12 protein-coding genes are annotated in these 17,756 nt (G+C 43.6%); 4 read left to right on the forward strand and 8 right to left on the reverse strand.

What is annotated here, in order from left to right:
- Positions 1 to 229 precede the first annotated feature (229 nt).
- The 6 genes from L2740_RS11080 to L2740_RS11105 form a co-directional block, all read right to left on the reverse strand.
- Positions 230 to 2,320 carry an OmcA/MtrC family decaheme c-type cytochrome gene (locus L2740_RS11080; protein WP_338056255.1) on the reverse strand — a complete coding sequence of 697 codons (2,091 nt, stop codon included), beginning with the start codon at positions 2,318 to 2,320 and terminating at the stop codon, positions 230 to 232.
- A gap of 4 nt (positions 2,321 to 2,324) precedes the next feature.
- A complete protein-coding gene (locus L2740_RS11085) occupies positions 2,325 to 2,588 on the reverse strand; it encodes a hypothetical protein (RefSeq protein ID WP_248950259.1) in 264 nt (87 codons plus the stop codon).
- 478 nt (positions 2,589 to 3,066) lie between these two features.
- The gene (locus L2740_RS11090) at positions 3,067 to 5,226 is read right to left on the reverse strand and encodes an OmcA/MtrC family decaheme c-type cytochrome (RefSeq protein WP_420833526.1); all 2,160 of its coding nucleotides are present in this window, start codon (positions 5,224 to 5,226) and stop codon (positions 3,067 to 3,069) included.
- A gap of 96 nt (positions 5,227 to 5,322) precedes the next feature.
- Complete coding sequence (locus L2740_RS11095; protein WP_248950262.1) at positions 5,323 to 7,257, reverse strand: OmcA/MtrC family decaheme c-type cytochrome; 1,935 nt, start codon at positions 7,255 to 7,257, stop codon at positions 5,323 to 5,325.
- 67 nt (positions 7,258 to 7,324) lie between these two features.
- Positions 7,325 to 9,439, reverse strand: coding sequence for an MtrB/PioB family decaheme-associated outer membrane protein (locus L2740_RS11100; RefSeq protein ID WP_248950263.1), 2,115 nt, complete (start codon positions 9,437 to 9,439; stop codon positions 7,325 to 7,327).
- A 15-nt stretch (positions 9,440 to 9,454) separates the two neighbouring features.
- Entirely contained in the window at positions 9,455 to 10,360 is a 906-nt protein-coding gene (locus L2740_RS11105) for a DmsE family decaheme c-type cytochrome (RefSeq protein ID WP_420833527.1), read from the reverse strand.
- A gap of 505 nt (positions 10,361 to 10,865) precedes the next feature.
- Here L2740_RS11105 and L2740_RS11110 point away from each other — a divergent pair.
- The 3 genes from L2740_RS11110 (at position 10,866) to glnS (ending at position 15,245) form a co-directional block, all read left to right on the forward strand.
- Positions 10,866 to 11,105: a FeoA family protein gene (locus tag L2740_RS11110; RefSeq protein WP_248469418.1), complete on the forward strand. Its 240-nt coding sequence runs from the start codon at positions 10,866 to 10,868 to the stop codon at positions 11,103 to 11,105.
- Positions 11,098 to 13,392: a Fe(2+) transporter permease subunit FeoB gene (gene feoB / locus L2740_RS11115; protein ID WP_248950265.1), complete on the forward strand. Its 2,295-nt coding sequence runs from the start codon at positions 11,098 to 11,100 to the stop codon at positions 13,390 to 13,392. The genes L2740_RS11110 and feoB overlap by 8 nt, the downstream gene beginning before the upstream one ends.
- 182 nt (positions 13,393 to 13,574) lie before the next feature.
- Positions 13,575 to 15,245 (forward strand): glutamine--tRNA ligase, encoded by a 1,671-nt coding sequence (gene glnS / locus L2740_RS11120; RefSeq protein ID WP_248950266.1) that lies wholly within the window; start codon positions 13,575 to 13,577, stop codon positions 15,243 to 15,245.
- A 157-nt stretch (positions 15,246 to 15,402) separates the two neighbouring features.
- Here glnS and L2740_RS11125 read toward each other — a convergent pair whose 3' ends face one another.
- A complete protein-coding gene (locus tag L2740_RS11125) occupies positions 15,403 to 15,999 on the reverse strand; it encodes a Yip1 family protein (RefSeq protein ID WP_248950267.1) in 597 nt (198 codons plus the stop codon).
- A 205-nt stretch (positions 16,000 to 16,204) separates the two neighbouring features.
- Here L2740_RS11125 and miaE point away from each other — a divergent pair, with 205 nt between their 5' ends.
- Positions 16,205 to 16,993, forward strand: a complete 789-nt coding sequence (gene miaE / locus L2740_RS11130; protein ID WP_248950269.1) for a tRNA isopentenyl-2-thiomethyl-A-37 hydroxylase MiaE — start codon at positions 16,205 to 16,207, stop codon at positions 16,991 to 16,993.
- Positions 16,994 to 17,033: 40 nt separating this feature from the next.
- On the opposite strand, the gene L2740_RS11135 is transcribed toward miaE, so the two are convergent.
- A complete protein-coding gene (locus L2740_RS11135; protein ID WP_248950270.1) occupies positions 17,034 to 17,750 on the reverse strand; it encodes a UDP-2,3-diacylglucosamine diphosphatase in 717 nt (238 codons plus the stop codon).
- Positions 17,751 to 17,756 lie beyond the last annotated feature (6 nt).

The following is a 17,756-nucleotide window of genomic DNA, read 5'->3' on the forward strand; positions in this document are numbered from 1 at the left end:
ATTAATAATGAACCAGCTTAAAACTGTTAAATGTTACCAGCTTGTAGTGCTAATTGGGTTAGCGTTGGTAGCCTATAAACTGATTGTTTTTTAACTATCTCATTGATACATAATGGCGACATTGTTTTAAGTGTTTGATGCTTAAAAACGCAAAAAGGCGAGGAGATTATCTCCTCGCCTTATTCAAGCTTAATTTGCTTAAATGGTTTTACTCAGTACTCGTTTTACACTATTTGTAGTTAACTGGGTGAACAGTATCTACCCCAAAAGAATTACCCTCTGCGTGACATGTTGCACAGCTTTCACTGCCAGTGTAACTGCCAAGTGGTGCGCCAAATACACCGCCATTTGCTTCAACGTGAGCGCCAAAACTGTCTTTGGTATGACAAGAACCACATGCTGCTGCAATTGGAGAGTACTCTCGGATATCATCACTGCCATTTTCACCTTGGTTTAATACTGCTGGTAATGCTGCTGTGTGTTCAAGTGTGAGTTGGCCCTTTTCATGACAAGATCCGCAATCACCATAGTGCTTAGTGAAGGTGATAGTTTCATTACGATTGCTGTTTACTTTAGTCCGCTTATTAGCATGTAAAGTGTGGATCATAACTTTATAGTCAAGAGAGTTTTCTAAACCTACGCGGCTGCCTTTAAATGCACCATCAGCAACAGCATGGAGAGCTTGTCCCTTGTGGCAAGATACACAGCTGCCATCAGTTAACGACAATGGTTGTTCTTTACTATCAGGCATGTGGCATGAACCACATGACGTCCTAGTATGGAATGATAGGTCGATACTGTCATCGTGACACGCTTGACAAGCGGATTCTGATGCACTTTTAAAGCGCGGCATAGCAAGATCACCAATGGCTGAGAATGCTGCAGCATCAGTCGTTAAGGTTGCTAAAATATGCTCCTCAGAGCATGCAATCGCTGCTTGAGTATCACGAGAAGCACAAATATTCAGGTGACTCATTAGTGCGCCGTTTGTGTACTCAATGTCATTTAAGTTCACTGTGTATTGGTAACCTCCATCAATGGCGGTAACGCTGAACTCTCCAGACTCAATACCATTAGCATCAGCAAGATTAATCATTTTGTGAGTGGCAGTTAAGTCACCTCTAGTCATTTTCCACACATCGGCAAAGTCATTGTGTTGATTTTCGACGACTTGAACATTCAGCGCGTTTAACGCCTCATCTTCATGTGGAGCTAAACCATCTCGACCGCTATAGCTAATATTGAAAGTCAGTGTTTGTAGATCTGCATCATATACACCATTTGCCACTGAGAAGTTGTATGCTTCTTTTGCAGATGTAAGCGTTAGTTCCTTATTTAAATGAAACTTAGCCGCACCCATAGAATTGCTGTCATCGGCATGACATGCCGCGCAGTCACCTTCAACATATTGCGGAAATTGCTCAGAGTGAAATAGTCCACGAGCCGTGCCGTCCCATTCTGGGGCTGCAAATTTCTCATGGCAGCTCAAACAGGCTTCTTGGCGGTGGAAATAAAAATTGTCAGATTGAGCTGGTGCAGTTTCACCTTCGATATGACAAGATTGACAGCTCTTGCTATCAGCAGGGAAAGTGATTTCGCTATAATCATGGGCATTACCACCATAGCCAATCATAAAGTAATCACCTTTATGGATTTTATGCAGCATAGAACCAAAATCAATGGTTGCACCGGTTTCAGGATCGCCTGAGTAGCTGGTATGACACACGACACAGTTTTCTATTTCTATGCGCTTACCGCCATGTAGAGACAGTTTTGGCGCCCAAGCATGCTCGTAATCGTCATTGTGACAACGAATACAAGACTTTTGTAAATCGACTAAATTACGGGTTTCATCAGCTTCTGCGGCCCTGTCTAACCCAGGAATAAAGTCGAAATGAGTGTTGACTAGGGTTGCATTGGCAACAATGTTTGTCGGTTTTAATTCAAGGGTAACACGGTGAGTTAACTCGCTATTGAACTCGGTATTTAAGCCTTCAATTTGCTCATATTCATCTAATGGCTTTGAAAACGTGTAGCGATATTCACCGTGACCCAATACCTCAATACATGCCGTTTTGCAGTTGGTTTCGATATTAGTCTGTATTTGTGGCCCTTGATGTTTATCCCAGCCGTCAGGCAACTCTTGACCATCGGCAACACTGCCAGGTTCTTTTAACGTATTGATGTAACTCGTCCACTGCGCAGCCTTAACACCTTTATACTGCTCTGCTTCAGGCTCTGGTGAGTCAAAATCTGGTAATGGACGTGGGCGTTTTTGTAGAGCATCAAGCTTAGCGATCCCAAACCCAAGGGCGTTGATCTCTTCAAATACTTCTTAAGCCTGAAACCGCAACACCATTGGCGGTTAGTAATTCAAAGTCTACGGCAACGATTCCTTCAGTAATCGTTGCATGTAAAATATTGGCTTTCAGACTAGAGGCTTGCTGTATATCCACACCAATGTTGCCGTTATCGCCGTCTTCACCATCTTTACCGTCACTACCACAACCGACAAGGGCGAGCGAGAGTGCGCCAATGCCAATTGCTGCTTTAACAGCATTTGTGAGTTTGTATCGATTCATCATCATGTTATTCCCTGCATAGGTTAGCTGCTATGAGGTTTCTACCTCTTTTAGCATGAGGTTTTCCTCAGTGGGATCCTACTCAAAAGAGGAAGTTAGCTTTTGCTATGGCGGATAAAATGTGAGCTAGAACGGTAATGACGAGTTTAAATGTTAACCAGTGTTAAAGTGTAATGTATTCAGTGGCTTGAATGAATGTGGGTAATCGTTTTAAGCTTGTTTTAATTTTGAGCGGAGCAAGATTAAGCTAAGCTTAAATTGTGCAGTTTATTCGGTTTTACTCTTGATCTGCATCAAGTTAGTTCTTGGCTTCAACCGGCCTTAATTAACACTTTGTTTACATTGTGACTGGCTGATTGTTGTCCAGCTGTTGTTCGGTGTTGTTTAATTATAGTTTTGCAATGGTTAGTTGTTAAGCGGGTGGTGGTTAATAAAAGGGAGCCTCAAGGCTCCCTTTTACTCAGTAAAAACACCTAACTAAACATTAGTTACCATGGATCTCGAGTAACTGCTCAGGGCTATGACAAGTTGCACAAGCTTCTGCTGCGCGTCCTTTAACATCATCTGCATCTATACCATCTAAAATACCGCCATTGGCAACGATATGATTAGCGCCAGAATCACTTAAGTACTTTTGGTGACAGCTTAAACAAGTACCGGCATCAGATGAAACCCAGATGTCGTTACCGGTTTCAGTATCGCCGTAACGCCAAACGCGATCAGCTGCTCGGCCTAATTGAATACCATCTTGGGTATGACAAGTAGAGCAGTCAGTTTTTAACACTGTACCTGATTGCACACCTGCATACTTGAGGTAATGACCATCAGCTTCGTGTGCTTTAAATGCGTAGCTGGTTGGTTTCTTACCGCCAGGGAAGCTGTCATCTGTCTTGGTTGTTTTATCCGATGTATGGCAAGTCTGACAGTTATAGCCGTTGTTATAATGGTAGTTTTCTTGGTTGTGACAGCTTTGACATTTGGCTGCATTAATAATTGAGCGACGCATAGCGGCTTGCATGGTGTCATCCATACCTGTGCCTGACCAAACAAAGTGGTAAGGGTCTTCTTTGACTGCTACCGAGCGGGTACTATCTGAACACTCTGTCATCTTGATTTCATCTACTGCATAACCACCATTATTAAAGCAAACTTCAACGGTAGACCAAAGCTCGAAGGTTTTACCTGTTGCGTCGCTTGGCATATCAAAAGTCGTTGCGATAATAGTAAAGGTTTTAGTTGTGGCGTCATAAGTTCCGTCTTCAAGTTTAAAGCGACGGTTACTGTATGATGCATCAGTATAAGCAGGGAAGTCTTTATCACTGTCCCAAGCAACAATAACCCGCGTTCCGGTTTCGATAAACTCTGAACCAATGGCTGCGCCAGAAGCATCTTGAATTTGAACATCGAACATAAGCTTGCCATTTGCATCTAGACCGATATTACTGAACATCACTCCCATTGCTTCAGCATCAATGTAAGCTTTTAATACATCACCGTGACGTTTCTCAGCACTTCCTGTACCTCGGTAAGTATCGGTTGAGTTATGACAAGCAACACAGTTGGTACCGGTGTGAGATTGCGATGGTTTTTCTGTGTGGCAACTAGCGCAGGCGGTATTGCTTAAATCAGCTTTAAATAAATCTGCATTGGCTGGAGCGCCTTTACCTTCAACATGACAAGATGAACAATCGGCTGCTGGTTTTTGCGGATACATGACTTTACCGTAGTTATGCACGCTGCCACCATAACCGACAATTTTATAAGGCGCAGGCACCATGCCATCAGGAGTGCTAGTTTCACGGTCTTGGCCTTTATGGATAGCATGGATCATGTAAGTGTAATCAACACTATTGCCACTTTCAGGATCGCCAGAGGTTGAAGTATGGCAACTGGCACAGTTCTCTAATGCAATACGGCGGCCACCATGAAGCGCTAAACTCTCAGGTTGGTGACAGGTATAACAGGCGCTGATATTAACCACATTGCGAGTTTGGATATCTTCAGTTGCCCCCGTTGACGGTTGCCAATCATAATGAGCGTTGGCTGTAGCCTGCGGAAGCTTGAGCTCTAGTGTTGCTCTATGGGTATTATCTTCGCCATAGGTGATTGTTAATGGCTCGGTGACGTCGGCAATGTTTTGCTGGAACGTATAGCGGTAACTGCCATCGTTATTGTCGATAAGGCATTCTTCACAATTACTGGCTGCTTCTACATTTGCCTGATACTGCGATGATGGATTTAGGCCACTAGTGTCATCCGGAGGGGTTCCCGGCTCTTTAAGCTCATTAATATAAGCTTGCCATTGATAGCCTCTATCAACTTCTTCATCGCCGATAACTTCGGTGACTTTGGCTAATTGAGCGATACCAAAGCGCAGATCATAATCTTTAGTTAACCCAAGGACTGCCACACCATTGGCATTTTCGAGGTTGAAGTTAACGGTGACTACACCATCAGCAACGCTTGCTTCTGTAAATTGAGCTTGAACACTGCTGGCTGAATCAATATTGACGCCGATTACGCCATCAATGCCATCAGCACCATCATTGCCATCACTACAACCAAAAAGTAGCGCTGAAGCGGTGAGCGCAATCAAACTCAGCTTTAACTGTTTCGTTTTTATATCCATAATTTTGCGTTCCATTGTTTTGTTATGAGCTTTAAGCCCATAGTCAGCATCACAATCTTTTCTCATTTAATATGAAGGCGGCCTAGTGCGTTGCGCCTAGGCCTTGTATTGTTATTTTATTGGGTGGACTTTTAGTACATCAGCGCTTGCCCCCTGACCGTGGCATGTTGCGCAGCTTTCGGTGCCTGCTGTTGCATCTGCCTCTGTGCCGTTAAATACGCCACCTTGCTGGGTCATGTGCGCCTTGGCGCTATCGCTAAGGTGGCAGGCGCTACAAATGGCAGAAGTCGCGCTAGTAAAGCTGCCATCGTTAAAGGCTAAGGGCTGAACAGTTGGCGAAAGCGGCAAGGCTACGGTTAATACGCCTGTATCATCCGTTGTATGGCATTGAGCACAATTACCTATGTTGCCTGGGTAGTTAATATCAGGATAACTTTCTCGAGAGCCTGCATGTAAAGTATGCGCTAGGTGCTTATAATCGGCTGTTGAAGCTGCAGGGTTTACCGCACTTGCATCTGCTTGCATGTTGGGGTTGTGACACAGCTGACATTGCTGCTCAAGATCGTTACGCGAACCGTGATAATTTAACTGCTGATCACCATGACAGCTGCCGCAAGTCTCATTGCTGACCACCATTCTTCGCCCTTGCTCGGTCACTTCTGTGGCGCTAAAGAACTGGTAGCTCGATTTGATCGTGGTGGTAACATCGGAATCAGCACAGTTGGCAAGCATGGCGTCATTACTACATAACTTACCTTGTAGGGCGAGACTACCTTTATCTGTAGCAGGATCATCGCTAAGCGTTAAGCCGGCTATTTGATAATGATAAATGCCGTTACTGCCTGATATTGGCTCAACATCTTGTAGCTTTATCGATTTGGCGCTGCGGGTGGTGTAATCAACACTGATCCCAAAGTTGGCATACACACGTAGATCATCAATAAAATCAAGTTTATCAGCGCTGTCGCTATACACTTCATTGGTAGCGGGGTTGGATAGCCTGACTGAAAAATCAACGGCATCACCATTAAGCTTAGCGCTAACCACTTCAACATTAAATTGACCTAACACAGCATCGGTATCTGCTTGACTGTGTGCGCTCATGGTCCAATCTGGATTATGACAAGCGACACAGTTGCTGTTATCAACTTGTGCTGGGTGGCCTTGACCCGAAGGGAAGTCAATATTGGTATGACAACTTCCACAAGCCGCCATAGTTGGTACGCGCGCCCAATTCATATTTTCGGTTAATGTTTCATCGGCAACATGACACGTTTGGCAATCTGCAAGTGATACTGGAAAGCCTGTAAGGTGCTTGCTATGAACCATTGGCGCAAACACGTTATCAGGGTTGCTGACTTTGTCGGCATTATGACAGGTCACACAGGTTTCGACTTCATTGTATTTGCTGCCGTGAAATGCAAGATCGTTATGACATGTATTACAGGTCTGCATCTCGATAAGGTTGCGGGTATAAGCAGGTGCACTGCCGTTATCTTGCCAGTCATAATGCTGATTGGTAACTGGTAAATCGGTGCCATCGGGTAATGCATCGCCGCCAACTTTTATCACAACACGCTGCGTAGCACCTGGCATAAAGGCAATATCATTTAATCCATCAAAAGCGGCACTGAATGTATAACTGTACTGGCCATTTTTATGATCAACAAATTCACCATCGCAGCTACTTGAACACGACTCCGAGGTGAAATATTGCCACTCACTGGCATTACCGGCATTAGTGAAACCTTGTGGTAATAGCTGCGCTGCTAAGTAAGTGGCTGAAGGGATGCCCACAACAGGCTCATCGCTTTCATTGGTGATGCGATAATTCACTGTGGCAATACCTGCTTCAAACAGCACTTCATTAATTGCAATATTCAGTGCGTTGATTTCACTTGCTGGTGGTCCGCCTGGCTCTCCTGGATTACCTGAGGTTCCATCATCTCCGCTACAGGCTGCTAACATAGCAATGATTGCTAATAGTATTATTTTCTTACTCGCCAGAGCGCGGTTTGCTAAGTGTGCTAATGTGGCTCGTTTCATATCGATGTCCTTCACCTTAGTGTTCCCTGAAATCCTTGTAATTGGTGTTAGCAATCATGGCTTAAGGTTATAGTTGGTAGCTAAATGTCAGACCCACATAGTGAGCACTATAGTCGTGGCTTAAGTCGCCAAAGGTTAATACGTTGGGAATAGTGTCAACGCTTGTTCCCTGATTTAACCAGTCGGAATCTTGGTAGTTTTCAAAAATCCAATCAAAACGTAATGCCATTTTTTCGTTTAAATGATATTGAGCAAATGCATTGATGTTATGTCTTTTGGCAAAGTAATCACCGTAAGGCGAGGTGAGGCCCTGAGTGATTTCTGTATCGCTTTGCCCATCTGAATAGGTGTAGTCGAGGCCAAGGTCGAGTTTTTTGTCTAAAAGGTGTAAATAATCTACACCTGCGCCGATAACAGTGGATTTTTCATCGGTATTAACAAACCAGTTTGGTAAACCAAAGTTACTGCTGCCTGCTTGATCACTGTCGCGCCAGTCTTGGTTAAGGTATGCATTAATACTTAAATCATCGCTTAATAGGTAGTTGGCAGAAATATCATAGCCTTGAGTATCGACTTGGGTGAGACCCACTAAGGTATCGTCATAATCGTCACTACTGACGTGGACGTTCGCACTTGCAGAAAGCGCAGACTCTGGATTGAAGTTGATACTTAGCTGATATTTTTGACGCTCTCTATCTGCCAGATATGACTTTCTTAAGTAAGGGTTACTTTGGCTATTCGTGGTTGTTACGGCTTTATAAGTACTGCCGCTTCTGTCGCTAAATTCTGCCTTTAGCCATGCAGACCAAGAGGAAGTGATGCTGTAATTAACTTTAGCAAACACACTATTTTGTTTGAGTGAGTCTCTATCTAAATCGCTGTAATCATTGTGATCGTATTGGTAGCCAGCATTAAGGTAGATGGCGCGATTAATACGATATTTGGCTGCAAGCTTTGCTTGTTGCTTGGTTCGGTCGTACTCCGGGTTAATAGCGGTTCCGGCGTAATAGCTGTCGGTAATCACTTGTGGGTAAGGGTTTAGTGTCGTTTTGTTATCACGATCAGAGTAGTCATAACTGGCACGAACGCTTAGGCCTCTCACTATACGACCATTGTATTTGAGCTTCATCTCGGTGGTATCAACTTTGCCGTCAAGGCTTGTCGTTGGCAGCGCTGGTGACAGCCCATTTATTGTCGCTGGCAAAAATGCATCATCTTGAGTAAAACTTGCAACCCCTAAATGCATTAATACTTGATGGCCATTGCCACTTAGCTGCGCGTTTGCGCCAATTCTATAGGCTTTATTGTCTGGTGATACTGCGCTTTGGCCACTGTATGCTGCGCCAAAGGTCGGTGTGAAGGCATTTTGCCAACTAATGGCATCATGATCGTTTTTATATTGGCTAAAGCTAGAGTCAACACCGATTAACCATCCTTTACCGTTAAAATAAATCTTGGCGCCAAATTCGTCAGTGGTATCGTCTATGGGTTGGGCAAGCATTGCGCTATTGGTTAGAATATTGCCTGAAAAAGCTCGTTTCCCTTGACGCTTTTCATGCTGATAATTCACTTCAGCCCGGTAAAATGAGCCAAGATAATCACCACCAAGCAGAAAACGTTCTCGCTCAGTTTTTAATTCAAGGTTACGCACGTCTTCTAGTAGAGTTGGCATTTGTGAGGTGATAGCACCGGTTTGCCAGTTGCTGGGTAGAGACTGATTATCACCATTATTAACGTAGGGTGATAAAGCATCATTGGTATCGTAATGCGCTAATCCACGATAACCGAGCGTAATGTTGTAGTGACCAGGGCGACCCGTTTCTAATGTTGCAGTGCCGGTATCGTAACCGAGTTTGTCGGCAACAAAGCTGGTTTGATAACCCGACTCAGCCTTATTGACAAGATCTGCATCAAGGTGGCCAACAACGCCATCCTTGTCAGTGCCTGCTGTATTGCCGAAATGAATATCATCGGCATCATTATAAGCAGCGCCAACTCCTACGCTGCCACTAAAGCCAGAATTAACAGTGCAGCGCTTACACTCCCACTTTTCGGTATTGGCTTTATCACGGTTGGCATTTTGTATGCCGTAGCCTTGTGCATATGCAGGCGAAATACTCGTACCAATTGCTAGCGCGAGTAGAGTAAGCTGCGTATTGATGTTTCTTTGTGATGCAAACATAACGGTCACTCCTAATTAGCGCTGCAATAATTTGCCTGATGGATGATTTGAACCATGGACTTGTGAATGACAGTTCATACAGCTTTGTCCGGCATTAAAGGCGTTAGGATTTGCCCCAAACACGGCATTAGAAGTGTGGCCAACTGACGCGTGGCATTGCTGACATAACATAGGAGGTTTTGCGATTAACATGGCTTCATTAACGCTGCCATGTGGGTTGTGACAAGAGGCGCAGTTGTCAGTTACTGGCGCGTGCTCCCAAAGTTTAGGGCCACGTTTTTCAGCATGGCATGCATAACAGTTTTCATTCACGCTCATTTGTTTGAGGCTTGCATCGGCTAAGCTGCCGTGTGGGTTGTGGCAATCACTACAGACCATTTGTTGCCATTTGATAGGGTGAGCAGAGCGTTTATTAATGTCGGCTTTTTGCTGTGTGTGACAGTTAGTACATACCGCGACTTCTGTACTTTTATCAGCTATGGGATCATGACCAGTATGCACTTGATGGCAATCAGCACAGCTGACATCAGCGTTATCATGATGATTCCCTTGCCAAGCCATACGTTGATCATCGTTATGGCAGCTCATACAAACACTATTTTGCTTTTCAGTTGGAACGGGGGAGTCTGACCCAAAAGTAATCATTGGCTCTTTACCGCCGCGATTATGTTTTCCTTGTGGGCCGTGGCAAGCCTCACATTGTAGATCGGCCATTGGTGAGTTTTGCACTGAGCTGCCATGTACGCCATCAAAAAGCGCCATAACTTTTTCACTCTTTCGATGGCACATTAAGCAGGAATCCGCGCCTTTTGATGAATACTGACCTTCGGCAAACTTCTTATCGAGTATTGCCTCAACTTCATCTGGATCTTGGTCGTCCCATGGTGCAGCAAAGACACTCATGCTTAAACTTACGAGCATCAGTAAGATCAGGCGCGTCAAATTGCCCGCGAAACATCCGGTGTTCTTGTTCATCATCTCATCCCATTCACTTTTATAAGCGATTTTTTGATTATTTTATTTAAGTAGTTTTGTAAATTACTAAAGTAAAATAATAGATCACTTTAGTGACAATCCCGTAACAAAAGTAGGGAGTTTGATGCTGATATAAGCCGTTTTTACAGATGGGAATGATTAAAGTGTGATCTAGGTCACGCTCGGTTTGTAAGGTATTTAAAATGCTAAAGTGTAAATAATAACCATTCTTATATAGGGGCGATATTGACAGAGATTGCGAGCGATAGATTTATCTTAAACTAGGCGTTTATTAGTTGAGAGATTTGTCACATAATGCAGAACACAATTGAAAATTATTATCGTTTACAGTCCTAAATCTTGATCTAGGTAAAGTTATTACTTGTTTAGCTCCTTTAGAATCTACATCAATTCTAAGAGAGTCGAGGCCTGTAAATTAGGTGGAACACGCATGAAGTTAAGTGAATTGAATCCGGGCGATATCGCCAGAATTTCTCAAGTTGGCGAGATTGATTTGCCAGCCGTTGTAAAACGTAAACTCCTTTCAATGGGGATCACCCCAAATACTCGATTCTCCTTGATCCGCAGAGCCCCTATGGGATCTGGTGTTGAACTTGATATCCGTGGCAGTAAATTATGTATGCGTCGCGATTTAGCAGATATTATTGAGGTTGAAAAAGCGAATGGCTAAACAATTTAACTGCGTTACTGTAGGTAACCCAAATGCGGGTAAGTCTACGCTTTTTAATGCGTTGACCGGCTCTAACCAACAAGTTGGTAACTGGTCTGGTGTAACAGTTGAAAAGAAAACTGGCCAATTTGCGCTGCAAGGTACCGACGTATTTCTAACTGACTTACCGGGTATTTACGATTTATTACCAGCAGGCAATAGCTGCGACTGCTCTTTAGATGAACAAATTGCTCAGCAATATTTAGCCGATCAAGATATTGACGGTATTATCAACCTAGTTGATGCGACTAACATCGAGCGCCACTTATACTTAACGGTTCAGCTACGCGAGTTGGGTATTCCGTTAGTGGTTGTACTGAACAAAATTGATGCAGCGCTTGAGCGTGGTATTAATATTGATGTCGCTAAAATGAGCCAAGAGCTAGGCTGCCCGGTTATTGCAGTGTGTTCTCGCGACGAGAAAGATATTGAAAAAGTAAAACAACAGTTTGTTGCTCTGCTTGACGGTAAAGTGTCAGAAGCGCCATTAGTACTTGATTACGATGCTGAAATCGAATCTGGCGTTGCTAATTTATTAGCGCAAGATGACTCATTAAGCCGTGGCCGTGCATTGGCAATGCTTGCTAATGGGCTCGGTTGTGGCAAATGTAAAAATAGCCAAATGGCCAGTGAAGTTGAACAATATTCTCAAGCGTTATCTAGCCAAGGCAAAGATATTGAGATCATGGTTGCGACAACACGTTTTGATTACGTTGAACGTGTATTTACTAGCTCAGTTAAGAGCGACAATCGTGAAACCTTCACTGATAAACTAGATAAACTTGTACTGCACCCTATTGCGGGTATTCCTGTTTTCTTGTTTGTTATGTATTTAATGTTCATGTTTAGTATTAACGTGGGCAGCTCGTTTATTGACTTCTTTGACATTACAGCTGGTGCATTATTTGTTGATCACTTAGGCGCGTTTATGACTAGCCTAGGTTCGCCAACTTGGTTAGTGACGATTATTGCGGGTGGTGTAGGTCAAGGTATTCAAACTGTAGCGACCTTTATTCCGGTTATTGCGGCCTTGTTTTTAGCGCTTTCAGTGCTTGAAGGCTCTGGTTACATGGCGCGTGCAGCGTTTGTGGTTGATGGCTTAATGCGCCGCATTGGTCTACCTGGCCGTGCGTTTGTACCTATGATTGTGGGCTTTGGTTGTTCAGTGCCTGCCATTATGGCTACCCGTACCTTAGGCAGTGAGCGTGAGCGTATTGTTACCGGTATGATGGCTCCATTTATGTCTTGTGGTGCACGTCTACCTGTATATGCACTGTTTGCCGCAGCCTTCTTTCCAGAATCTGGTCAAAACTTAGTATTCTTACTTTATATCATCGGTATTTTTGCCGCTATTGGTACAGGTTTGCTATTACGTTCAACTCTACTTCCAGGTACAAGCAGTGCTGTGGTAATGGAGCTACCAAGCTACGAAAAACCAAAGTTCAAAACAGTAATGGCACGTACAGGTAAGCGTACTAAGAGCTTTATCATGGGCGCAGGTAAAACCATTGTTATTGTGGTGACCTTGTTGAACTTTGTTAACGCAATTGGTGTTGACGGTTCATTCGGCCATGAAGACAGCTCAGAGTCAGTGCTTAGTGTTGCCAGCCAAAAGGTGACGCCGCTATTCTCGCCAATGGGTGTTGAGCAAGATAACTGGCCAGCAACAGTGGGTATTATTACCGGTATTTTCGCTAAAGAAGCCGTGGTTGGTACCTTGAACAGCCTTTATTCAGATGCTGGCGCAGGTGATGACGAGCTAGCACCATTTAGCGAAACGCTAACAGAAGCACTTGGCACAATTCCAGAGAATCTATTTGGTATCGCCCCTGAAGATCCACTATCAATCTCAGTTGGTGATGTGTCATCAGTAGAAACAGCATCAGAAGAGTTAGAAGTTGATACTTCTACCTTTGGCGCACTGCAAGCTGGCTTTGCTGGTGTTACCGCGGCATTCGCTTACTTGTTATTTGTTCTGCTTTACACGCCTTGTGTTGCAGCAATGGGCGCATTAGTAAATGAGTTTGGAGGCCGCTGGGCAGCATTTGCAGGGCTATGGACATTTGGCTTAGCTTACGGCGTAGCAACAGTGTTCTATCAAGCGGCAACGTTTGCACAGCACCCATTACAATCAAGCCTTTGGATTGGCTTCTTTACTGTGGCGCTAGTGGTATTTTATGTTTGGCTTAAAAGAAAGGGTAAGAAAACCCAAACTATCATTCCAGGCATTAAAGTGATTACGGAATAACGCGAATAGCGTATACTGTTATCAAGTAATAAAAAGCAGCGATATTTCGCTGCTTTTTGCGCTATGTATGCTTATGCTATAGCCAGTAGAGTAGGTTTTTAAGCCGCAATCGTTGATCCTTTACAGAAACTGTAGGATTATGCGTTTTTAGTTTTTAATCATCGTTCGCAAAGAGGATTTCCATGAGTCATGTGGACACTGAAGTACGTCCTAGTAACTTCATACGTAATATCATAGATGAAGATCTAGCCACGGGTAAGCACTCGAGTGTTCAAACTCGTTTTCCGCCAGAACCAAACGGCTTTCTTCACATCGGCCACGCTAAGTCTATCTGCCTAAACTTTGGCATTGCACAGGACTACAAAGGTCAATGTAACTTACGTTTTGATGATACCAACCCTGAAAAAGAAGATATCGATTACGTTAATTCTATTCAGGCTGATGTGCAGTGGCTCGGTTTTCAGTGGGATGGTGACATTCGTTATTCGTCAAATTACTTTGACCAACTGCATCAGTACGCCGTTGAATTAATCAACAAAGGCTTAGCTTATGTATGTTTCTTAAATGGTGACGAAACACGTGAGTACCGTGGCACGCTTAAAGAGCCAGGTAAGAACAGCCCGTTCCGTGATACCACGCCTGAAGAAAACTTAGCGCTATTTGAAAAAATGCGTCTTGGTGAGTTCAAAGAAGGTGAGTGTTCACTGCGCGCTAAGATTGATATGGCATCACCGTTTATGTGTATGCGTGATCCAATCATCTACCGTATTCGCTTTGCTCATCATCATCAAACAGGTGATAAGTGGTGCATTTACCCAATGTACGATTTCACTCACTGTATTTCTGATGCGATTGAAAACATCACTCATTCTCTATGTACGCTTGAATTCCAAGACAACCGTAGACTGTATGACTGGGTGTTAGATCATTTAGATGATTTTCAAGCGCCAAACAGAACACGTCAATATGAGTTTTCAAGACTCAACCTTGAATACACATTGATGTCAAAGCGTAAGCTCAATGACTTAGTGGTTCGCAACTTGGTAACAGGTTGGGATGACGCGCGTATGCCGACTATCGCAGGCTACCGTCGTCGCGGTTATACCGCTGCTTCGATTCGTGAGTTCTGTAAGCGTATCGGTGTGACTAAGCAAGATAACATGGTTGAAGTCGCCATGCTTGATGCCTGTATCCGCGAAGAGCTAAATGACTTTGCACCGCGTGCAATGGCTGTGATTAACCCCGTTAAAGTGGTTATCGAGAATTACCCAGAAGGCCAAGTTGAAATCATCAACGCTGCAAATCATCCTAGCAAGGAAGAGATGGGCAAGCGTGAGCTATCTTTCGGACGTGAGCTATTTATTGATGCTGATGACTTCCGTGAAGAAGCAAACAAGAAGTACAAGCGTTTAGTGCAAGGCAAAGAAGTGCGTTTACGTAATGCGTACGTTATCAAAGCTGAGCGCTGCGAGAAAGATGCTGATGGTAACATCACCACTATTTTCTGTACTTATGATGATGAGACTTTGGGTAAAAACCCAAGCGATGGGCGCAAAGTGAAAGGCGTGATTCACTGGGTTGAAGCAACGACTGCAAAACCAGCTGAGTTCCGTTTATATGAGCGTTTATTTAGCGATCCAAATCCAGCTGCAGCGGAATCTGTTGATGAAGTACTAAACCCACATTCACTAACAGTTAAGCATGGTTTGGTTGAAGCAAGCTTAGCGTCTGCTGAAGTTGAAAAAGCATATCAGTTTGAGCGTGAAGGTTACTTCTGTGCTGATAGCAAAGACTCAACTGAAGATGCGTTAGTGTTTAACCTAACCGTGCCTTTAAGAGATTCTTTCGAATAAATCTCTAAACAAGCGTTAAAGCTAAAAAAGCCGACATTATGTCGGCTTTTTTGTTGCTTGCATTTTAATTGAGTTAGCTTTAATTGCTTGGGTTTAGCCTGACTAAAACTAAGCAGTCAAAAGCAGAGGGGTCTGTAAATAACCACTGCCAATAAACTTACTGGTACATAGGGCCAAAGCCGATGCTCCAAAGGATCACGCTTGAAGCCATTAAACCTACCAATAACACTAATCCTGCCGTGACAACCGAACTTGCGTAAATAAAGCCCTTTTCTTCAGGGATGTTCATAATAATTGGTACACCGGTGTAAAGGAGATAAACCGAGTAGGCAAGCCCTGCAAGTCCAATCACCATAATAAACCAAAGCGTAGGATATAGCGCCGATAATCCAACCATAAACAGAGGTGTAGCGGTATAAGCCGCGAGCTCTAATGCTTGGGTATAGCTTGGTTTAGCATCAAAGGTTTTCGCCATCCAAAACGCTAAATAAGCGAGGGCAAAAACGCCGGCAATTAACCCAAAATACATCCCTGTAGACATGATCATTGCACTTTCAGTTGTTAAAAACTGACGCTCACCAACGCCGAGGTCCCAGCCGATTTGTGATGTAGCGATAAAAGAACAGACCGCAGGAATGAGTGCGATGATGATGATATGACTTAAACTGCTGCGCAATGCTTCGTGGTTTTGCTCAATTGTGTGCCACTCTTCTTTTGGATGAGTGTATAGCCCCATTAAGTGATTCAATATCATTATAATTATCCTCGTTTAGCATTTAACTTTTTATTAAATTGGCTCGCCAAACTGCAGACGAACTTGTTACAGCTCTAAGGTTATTTATTGAACAAAATCTGCTAAGAGTCAAGCCTGTCTCTTTAAGCATAGGCGTTAAGCTAGGATTGTGCTTCAAATTGCTGATAAAATAGCGTTCTATTGACCCGCAGTAATGGATTGAAATATGCAGCAGCTTTTGGCGCCGATTAACGCCTTTTTAACATGTTCAACCCCAGATAGTTGGATTGAAGAGGCCAAGAAACCTGAGAATTTAACCGGTTTATTAATCGATCATTGTAATTGCGAGCTTAAAGCTGCCCAGACCGCGATGTTTATGGTGAGAAAATATGCGGTTGATGAGGCGAGTGGCCAAATCCTCCGAGATTGGGCTAAGCCTTATGAAGAGTTTATTTATAATCAAAATAGAAGCATAGAAGATTTTTTGGCGAAAAGTGGCAAGAAAAATGAGTTAGCGAATGAGCTAATTGGCCGCAGTGATTTCGCTCAAAGTGACGATCTCATCGCTAAGATGGTGCGCTTGATTAAAGAAGAATTTCATCACTTTGAACAAGTGCTGCAAATAATGCAAAACCGTGGGATTGACTATCAAAATATTCGCGCTGGTCGCTACGCTAAGGGAATGATGAAGCAAGTTAGAACTCACGAGCCGGCGACGTTAATTGACAAACTTATTGTCGGTGCTTTTATTGAAGCGCGCTCTTGCGAACGTTTTGCAAAACTTGCTCCATTTTTAGATGATGAATTAAATAAGTTTTATGTATCTTTGTTGCGCTCTGAAGCGCGCCATTATCAAGACTACCTAACTTTGGCGCAAGCGATAGCAAAGGAAGATATTAGTGACCGAGTTGCGCATTTTGCTGCTGTAGAGGCTGAACTTATTTTAGCTGAAGACGATGATTTTAAGTTTCATAGTGGCTCACCTGTTGCAAGCGTAACCGCAGATATTACTTAAGTTGAGTGGTATTAGGATATGAAATAACGGCAAGTATGAATTACTTGCCGAAAGGTAGCTCAATTAGCTCGACATTATCTTGGCTAACACTGAGCATACTGCCTTGCTCGTACCAATCACCAACAACAATCCGGCGTTTACCCTTGTCTAATTCATGGATTGCTGGTCGATGTGTATGGCCGTGGATCATTTGCTGTGTATTAGTCGTTTTAAGCAGCTCATTTACAGCATCTGGTTCAACATCCATGATGGTGTAACTTTTTTGCTGATTACTGCTCTGGCTTTTATTACGTAACTTAGTGGCAATATCAAGACGCTTAGATTTAGGTAAATGCGCATAAAGCCATTTTGCCCAGCCTAAATTACGAAACTTACGAAAACGCTGATAAGCTTTGTCGAGTGTGCAAAGGCTGTCGCCATGCAAAACAACTGTAGAAACGCCATAGAGCTCAAGCGTTTGTACTTCTGGCAATAATGTCATTCCGCTGCGTTTAGCAAACTCTTTACCAATTAAAAAGTCGCGGTTGCCATGAATAAAATAGATCGGCAGTGTGAGAGACGCCTTTTTAATGGCATCAGCAAGCTGATTTGCAAAAGGTTCAGCGATATCGTCTCCAACCCAGACTTCAAAGAGATCGCCAAGGATGTATAACGCATCAGTGTCGTGAAGCTGTGTGTCGAGAAACGAAAGGAAAGCTTGGGTGATATCGGGGCGATTAGCACTTAAGTGCAAATCGCCCACAAATAAAGTGCGCATCGAGGC

The sequence above is a fragment of the Shewanella pneumatophori genome (assembly GCF_023283895.1).
GTDB lineage: Bacteria > Pseudomonadota > Gammaproteobacteria > Enterobacterales > Shewanellaceae > Shewanella > Shewanella pneumatophori.

Coding starts and splice junctions, on each gene's coding strand:
- L2740_RS11085 (WP_248950259.1), bottom strand. CDS start 2,588: ATGATGATGAATCGATACAAACTCACAAATGCTGTTAAAGCAGCAATT.
- L2740_RS11090 (WP_420833526.1), bottom strand. CDS start 5,226: ATGGAACGCAAAATTATGGATATAAAAACGAAACAGTTAAAGCTGAGT.
- L2740_RS11095 (WP_248950262.1), bottom strand. CDS start 7,257: ATGAAACGAGCCACATTAGCACACTTAGCAAACCGCGCTCTGGCGAGT.
- L2740_RS11100 (WP_248950263.1), bottom strand. CDS start 9,439: ATGTTTGCATCACAAAGAAACATCAATACGCAGCTTACTCTACTCGCG.
- L2740_RS11105 (WP_420833527.1), bottom strand. CDS start 10,360: ATGCTCGTAAGTTTAAGCATGAGTGTCTTTGCTGCACCATGGGACGAC.
- L2740_RS11110 (WP_248469418.1), top strand. CDS start 10,866: ATGAAGTTAAGTGAATTGAATCCGGGCGATATCGCCAGAATTTCTCAA.
- feoB (WP_248950265.1), top strand. CDS start 11,098: ATGGCTAAACAATTTAACTGCGTTACTGTAGGTAACCCAAATGCGGGT.
- glnS (WP_248950266.1), top strand. CDS start 13,575: ATGAGTCATGTGGACACTGAAGTACGTCCTAGTAACTTCATACGTAAT.
- L2740_RS11125 (WP_248950267.1), bottom strand. CDS start 15,999: ATGATATTGAATCACTTAATGGGGCTATACACTCATCCAAAAGAAGAG.
- miaE (WP_248950269.1), top strand. CDS start 16,205: ATGCAGCAGCTTTTGGCGCCGATTAACGCCTTTTTAACATGTTCAACC.
- L2740_RS11135 (WP_248950270.1), bottom strand. CDS start 17,750: ATGCGCACTTTATTTGTGGGCGATTTGCACTTAAGTGCTAATCGCCCC.